Source organism: Streptomyces sp. NPDC047841, from assembly GCF_040704085.1.
GTDB lineage: Bacteria > Actinomycetota > Actinomycetes > Streptomycetales > Streptomycetaceae > Streptomyces > Streptomyces argyrophylli.
Window position 1 is genome coordinate 273,048 of sequence record NZ_JBEYRP010000015.1, and the last position, 6,230, is coordinate 279,277.

The window sequence follows — 6,230 nt, forward strand, 5'->3', positions numbered from 1 at the left end:
TTCGTGGTCCTCTCGTGGTCGTGGTCCGCGCCGTCAGTGCGCGTCGGCCGGGACCGTCTCGGCGGCGCCGCCGGCGACCGGGGCGGCCGTGGTGCGGGCCGGGCGCAGGAAGGCGACGGCGATGACGGCGGCGACGGCCAGGGCGGCCGCGGCGGTCAGCAGGCCGCCCTGCACGCCGTGGAGCACCGCGGCGGGACCGCTGCCGCCGGCGGACTCGATGCCGGACGCGGCGACCGTGGCCAGGATCGGGGTGCCCACCGTCACACCGAGCTGCTGGCCGGTGTAGGCGAGGCCGGTCGCGAGGCCCTGCTCGTGGTCCGGCAGCCCGGACGTCGCGGTGATCATGTAGCCGACGACGGCGAGGAGGTGGCCGAAGCCGCCCGCCGCGGTGGCCACGAGCAGCAGCGGCATGCCGCCGTCGGTGTCGAGGAGGTACAGCACCGCCGTGGCGGCCGCCTGGAGGACCAGGCCGTACACGAGGGCGCGGTGGACGCCGATCCGGCCGATGATCCGCGCCGCGAAGGCGCCGCCGAGGACGGCCGCGACACCCAGCGCGGCGAAGGAGAAGCCGGCGTCGAGCGGGGTCATCCCGCGCACCTTCTGCATGTACAGGGTGAGCAGGAAGACCATGCCGGTCATCATCGCGAAGGTGATCAGGCCGGTGGTGTTGCCCCAGCTGACGGTGCGGCGGCGCAGCACGCCGAGGTCGACGAGCGGGGCGGCGACGCGGGACTCGACGGCGAAGAACGCGGCCAGCAGCACCGCGCCGGCCGCGAAGGAGACCAGGGTGGTGGCGGCTCCCCAGCCGTTGCGCTCGGCGGAGGTGACGCCGTAGATGACCGACAGCAGGCCGCCGGTGACCGTCAGGGCGCCGAGGACGTCCAGGCGGGGCGTCTCCTCGTTGCGGCTCTCCTTGATCAGGACCGGGGCGGCGATGACGGCGGCGACACCGACCGGGACGCTGATGAAGAGCGTCACGCGCCAGCTGGTCAGCTCGGTGATGACGCCGCCGAGGACGACGCCGGACAGGAAGCCCAGGGAGAGCAGGGCGCCGTTGATGCCCAGTGCGCGGTCGCGCTGGGCGCCCTCGGCGAAGTTGGTGGTCAGCAGGGACATGGCCGCCGGGGTCAGCATGGCGGCGGCGACGCCCTGGACGGCCCGGGCGGCGAGCAGGAAGCCGGGGGTGGTGGCCAGGGCGCCGGCCAGGGAGGCGACGGTGAACAGGGCCATGCCGACGATGAACCAGTTGCGGCGGCCGTAGAGGTCGGCGGCGCGGCCGAAGAGCAGCAGCAGGCCGCCGGAGGGCAGGGCGAACGCGGTGACGACCCACTGCAGGTCGCTCAGGGCGAAGCCGAGGTCCTTGCCGAGGACCGGGAGGGCGACGCTGAGGATGGAGAAGTCCAGCGCGAGCATGAACTGGGCGCCGCACAGAAGGGCGATGACGAGCCACTGGCGCGTCGTGAAACGCGCCTTGGCGGACGGAGGGACGGTGTCGGAAGTCATGAGGCGAGGTTCTCCGTCGTCCATACACGCCGGGTAGCCCGTACTTATCCTGGGTTTATGACCACCAGTCTGAAACCGGTAGGGGACGCGCGCCGACGGGAGGAACTCAGGCTCTTCCTGCGCACGCGCCGGGAGCGTCTCGCCCCGCAGGACGTGGGTCTGCCCCCGGGGGCGCGCCGGCGCACCCCGGGCCTGCGCCGGGAGGAGGTGGCGATGCTGGCCGGCATCGGGGCGTCCTGGTACACGTGGCTGGAGCAGGGCCGGGACATCAAGGTGTCGGAACAGGTCCTGGACGCCATCAGCCGGACGCTGCGGCTGGACGCGGCGGAACGCGACCACCTCTACCGGCTGGTCGGGCTGAACCCGCCGCGGCACACGGCGGGCGACCCCGGCGACATCTCCCGGCTCACGTCGCTGCTGGAGGGCTGGATGCCGTCCCCGGCCTACGCCATCGACCGCTGCTGGAACATCGCGGGCACCAACCGGGCCGCCGAACTGGTCTTCGGGTTCCGGGAAGGCGACACCAACTGTCTGGTGGCCTTCTTCACCAACCCGGCGTTCCGGGCCCGGCACCGCTACTGGGCGGACATCGCGCCGGGGCTGGTCTCCGAGTTCCGCAGGGACGCCGCCCGCTACCCCGACGAGCCGGAGTTCGCCCGGATCTGCGAGCAACTGGCCGGATGCAGCCCGGAGTTCGCCGAGCTGTGGTCGCGCTACGAGATCAGGTCGACGAACCAGGGGGTGAAGGCGATCGACCATCCGCGGGCGGGGTGCCTGATCTTCGACCACTCGGTCCTGGAGGTCCCGGACCGCCCCGGTGTCCGGCTGATGCTGCACACGGCGCAGGCCGGGACGGACACCGCCGAGAAGGTGCGGGAGCTGCTGGACCGCGACGCGCGCAAGGGACGGATCTCGCTGGTCGAGGCGGGGTGACGAGGCGGGCCGGAGGGCTCGGCGGGGGTTCGGCCGGCGGTCCGGTCGTGGGTCCGGTCGGCGGTCCGGTCGAGGTCCGCTGAAGAACCGCCCAAGGCCCGGCGGAAGACAGCCTTCATCATCAAGACAGACGTACTCCGAGTGCCAATGCTCTGCTACACAGGTGCAGGCGGGGGCGCGGTGGCGTGGCCCGCCTGCCGTCTTCCAGCGAGCGGAGGAGCACGTCCGTGATCCACAGAAGCAAGGTCGCAACAGCCGGTGCCGTCGTGGTGGTGGCCCTGGGCATCGGTTTCGCCACCCGGTCCGCGGCCGTGGCGGAGGAGCCGCCCGTCAGCTCGGTGACCCTGAGCCAGGGCCTCACCTCGGCCCCGTTCAAGATCAAGGCGGACGGCGACCGCAAGGTCCTCTACCGCAAGGCCGTCGTGCAGCCGGGCGCCTCCACGGGCTGGCACTACCACGTGGGCGAGGAGATCGCCGTCATCAACTCCGGAACCTTCACGCGGATCGACGGCTCGGACTGCTCCGAGAAGCAGTACGGCCCGGGGGACTCGCTCGTGGAGCCGGTGGGCCCGCGCACCGTGCACATGGGCATCAACCGCGGCACCACACCGGTCGAGCTGTACGTCGTCGACATCCTCCCCACGGACGCCACGGCACCCTCCGTGCCCGTCGCCGACCCGGGCTGCGGCACGGTGTCCCCGGCCGGCGGCCGGAGCCGGTGATGCGGCTGCCCCGCCCGCTGGGCATCTCCGGTCCCTCGGTGTGGCTGCCCGAGCGGCGGCAGAGCGCGCGGGAAGCCGTCGCACTGGGCCTGCTCGACGCGGAGACCGCCGACGAACTCGGCTACGACCGGCTGCCGGTGGCCGATCTGGCGCCGCCGGAGATGGCCTGCGAGGCGGGCCGGCGCGCGCTGGCCGCGGCGGGCGTGCCGGCCGGGGACGTCGGTGCCGTCCTGCACGCGTGGATCCACTACCAGGGCCACGACCTGTGGTCCCCGGCCCACTTCATCGCCGACCGGCTGGGTGCCGGGGACGCCGTGCCCGTCGGCGTGCAGCAGGTGTGCAACGGCGGCGCGGCGGCGGTGGAACTGGCCGCCGCACGGCTGTTCGTCGAGCCGGGGCTGGGCAGCGCGCTCGTCACCACGGCCGACGCGTTCCGCGAACCGGGCTTCGACCGGTGGAGCGGGGACTACGGCATCGGATACGGCGACGGGGCCACCGCGCTGGTGCTGCACCACCTGGCGGACACCGAGGGCGGACGGCCCGCCGACCTCGTGCTGCACTCGATCTCCACGGTGGCGGCGCCGCGGCTGGAGCGGATGCACCGGGGCGACGACCCGTTCAGCCCCGCCGCCCGCACGCTCGGGCCCCGGGTGGACATCCGCCGCACCAAGAAGGCGTTCCTGGCGGCGGAGGGCCTGGAGGCGTTCACGGAGGCCAGCGCCCGCGCCCTGCGGTCGGCCGTGGAGTCCTGCCTGGAGGCGGCGGGCCTGGCGGCGACCGGTGATCAGCCCCTGCGCTACGTGGTCGCCCCGCGGCTCGGCCGCAAGACCGTGGACCTGGCCTACGCGCCGCTGCTGACGAAGCTGACCGGTGCGGAACTCCTGCGCCCCGGCGCCGGCACCGGCCACCTCGGCGCCGGGGACGCGGCCGCCAGCCTGGCGGAACTGCACGCGGACCGGCTGCTGGAACCCGGTGAGTACGCCCTGGTGGTCAGCGCCGGCGCCGGCTTCACCTGGTCGTGCCTGCTGGTGAGCGCGGCCTGACCACACCGTGCCGCGTGCGCTGACGCGGGCCGGAACGAGCGCGCGTCCACCCGGCACGGCACGGCGACCACCCCGGCCGGCCCCACGGCGCCCGTCCGTCCCTCGCCGGTACCGGCGGATGCCGCGGTGCGGGGCCGGGCTCTGCGAGTGCGGCCGGGGTGAGGGGGCGCTGTGGGGCGCGGCCTTGCCGGCTCTGGGGTGCGCGGCTCCGTTCGGCCGGTGGGGTGGGCGGTCGGGTGGCTGTGACGCCGGGGTGGGTGGCCGGGGCTGACGAAGCAGCTGCGGGACGCGAGTTCTCGGCTCCGGCACCGCGCGACTCCGTCCGGCTGCCGCCGCGGCCGGTGGGCACTACGTCCGGCTGTGGGCTGCCGGTACGGCGGATGCCGTGGCGCGGGGCCGGGCTCTGTGGGTGTGGCCGGGGTGAGGGTGGGGCGCGTGCTGCCGGCTCGGGTGCGCGGCCCGTTGGCCGGTGGGGTGGCTGTGACGCCGGGGTGGGTGGCCGGGGCTGACGAAGCAGCTGCGGGGCGCGAATTCTCGGCTCCGGGACCGCGCGACTCCGTCCGGCTGCCGCCGGGGCTGGTGGGGCACTGCGTCCGGCTGTGGGCTGCCGGTACGGCGGATGCCGTGGTGCGGGGCCGGGCTCTGTGGGTGCGGCCGGGGTGAGGGGGCGCTGTGGGGCGCGGCGTTGCCGGCTCTGGGGTGCGCGGCTCCGTTCGGCCGGTGCCCGGGTCGGTCGTGGGGAGGGCGGCGGGAGGCCGCGGGCGTCGTGGAACCGGCGGGGGCCGCGGGGTGGTTCGCCCCGCGGCCCCGGTCTCGTGCGTGTCGTCAGCCGGTGGGCTGCATGACCGCTGCCGACGCCGGGTGCAGCCGCAGGTGACCCGACGGGCGGACCGGTGACCTCGTGGGGCCCTGGCAGGGCGCGGCGGTCTGGACCAGGTCCAGCGACGGCTCGCCGCGCAGGATGTCCTGCTCCATCTGCACCAGGAACGGCGAGGGCTCCAGTCCCAGCTCCTCCACCAGCCGGGTGCGCAGTCTCCGCATGACCGCCAGCGCCTCCGCCCTGCGCCCGCACCGGTACAGGGCGAGCATCAGATGACGGTGGAAGTTCTCGTGCAGCGGGTGCCGGGCCGTGAGTTCCGACAGTTCCGGTACCAGCGTGCGGTGGGCGCCCCGCTGGAGATCCGCGTAGACCCGGTGCTCCGCGGCGCAGAGCATGGACTCCTCCAGGCAGACGATGCGCGCGCTCAGCAACTCACCGGCCTCGACGTTGACGAGGGCCGGCCCGCGCCACAGGGACAGCGCCCGGCGGAGCACATCCGCACCGCGGGCGAATTCGCCGCGTTCGACCGCGGCATTTCCCTCCTCGGCCAGCATTTCGTACTCGGTGATATCGAGCGCGACCCGCGACGAGGACAGCACGTAACTGCTGCCCTCGGTGACCAGGATTTCGTCGGCGACTTCCGCGACGCTGACCCGGAGTGCTTCCGCGAGCGTGCGCCGGACATGTCCCACGTATGTCTGAATCGTGGCAGTTGCGGTGCGGGGCGGATTATTTCCCCACAGCTCCTGTACGAGCGCGCTGACGGATATCGCCCGGTCGGCGTTGACCGCCAGCATCGCGAGAATCCGCCGTGGTTTCGGAGCCAGGACGACCGGCTCCGACTCCTCGTCGAAGACGACCATCGGACCCAGGACATGAATCTGCACCATTCCCCCTTGTTGGCACACGTCATCCCGTCGGTTACCGGTATGACGGATTCATTCACCGCCCAGGGGCACGCCGGCCGTGCCGGTGACCCTGAGTGACGAATCGAGTATATCAGGACCCGGCTGAAAACCATCCCCCCTATTTGAGTGTGAAACCAGAGTTAATCAGTCGGCTACACGGGATGTTGTGCAGGTCACACCGCACGGAGGCAACGGAAAGGCGGCGGTGCCCACAGGGGGCGGTCACGGCTTGATTGGCATGCGGGAGCGGGCCACGCTCTACGGCGGGACGATCAGTGTCGGCCCACGCACCGAGGGCGGC

Annotated in this window: 5 protein-coding genes; 3 read left to right on the forward strand and 2 right to left on the reverse strand. The window is 73.3% G+C overall.

Features of this window, described 5'->3' with window-relative positions; all coding sequences use genetic code 11:
* Positions 1-33 precede the first annotated feature (33 nt).
* Positions 34-1,503: an MFS transporter gene (locus tag AB0947_RS26530; protein WP_366752813.1), complete on the reverse strand. Its 1,470-nt coding sequence runs from the start codon at positions 1,501-1,503 to the stop codon at positions 34-36.
* 57 nt (positions 1,504-1,560) lie between these two features.
* On the opposite strand from AB0947_RS26530, the gene AB0947_RS26535 reads away from it, so the two are divergent.
* From AB0947_RS26535 to AB0947_RS26545, 3 genes are all read left to right on the forward strand, one after another.
* Entirely contained in the window at positions 1,561-2,436 is an 876-nt protein-coding gene (locus tag AB0947_RS26535; RefSeq protein WP_366752814.1) for a helix-turn-helix transcriptional regulator, read from the forward strand.
* Positions 2,437-2,663: 227 nt separating this feature from the next.
* Positions 2,664-3,158 carry a cupin domain-containing protein gene (locus AB0947_RS26540; RefSeq protein ID WP_366752815.1) on the forward strand — a complete coding sequence of 165 codons (495 nt, stop codon included), beginning with the start codon at positions 2,664-2,666 and terminating at the stop codon, positions 3,156-3,158.
* The gene (locus AB0947_RS26545; RefSeq protein WP_366752816.1) at positions 3,158-4,201 is read left to right on the forward strand and encodes a 3-oxoacyl-[acyl-carrier-protein] synthase III C-terminal domain-containing protein; all 1,044 of its coding nucleotides are present in this window, start codon (positions 3,158-3,160) and stop codon (positions 4,199-4,201) included. The genes AB0947_RS26540 and AB0947_RS26545 overlap by 1 nt, the downstream gene beginning before the upstream one ends.
* A gap of 825 nt (positions 4,202-5,026) precedes the next feature.
* On the opposite strand, the gene AB0947_RS26550 is transcribed toward AB0947_RS26545, so the two are convergent.
* The gene (locus AB0947_RS26550) at positions 5,027-5,911 is read right to left on the reverse strand and encodes an AfsR/SARP family transcriptional regulator (RefSeq protein ID WP_366752817.1); all 885 of its coding nucleotides are present in this window, start codon (positions 5,909-5,911) and stop codon (positions 5,027-5,029) included.
* Between the last annotated feature and the right edge of the window lie 319 nt (positions 5,912-6,230).

Coding starts and splice junctions, on each gene's coding strand:
- AB0947_RS26530 (WP_366752813.1), bottom strand. CDS start 1,503: ATGACTTCCGACACCGTCCCTCCGTCCGCCAAGGCGCGTTTCACGACG.
- AB0947_RS26535 (WP_366752814.1), top strand. CDS start 1,561: ATGACCACCAGTCTGAAACCGGTAGGGGACGCGCGCCGACGGGAGGAA.
- AB0947_RS26545 (WP_366752816.1), top strand. CDS start 3,158: ATGCGGCTGCCCCGCCCGCTGGGCATCTCCGGTCCCTCGGTGTGGCTG.
- AB0947_RS26550 (WP_366752817.1), bottom strand. CDS start 5,911: ATGGTGCAGATTCATGTCCTGGGTCCGATGGTCGTCTTCGACGAGGAG.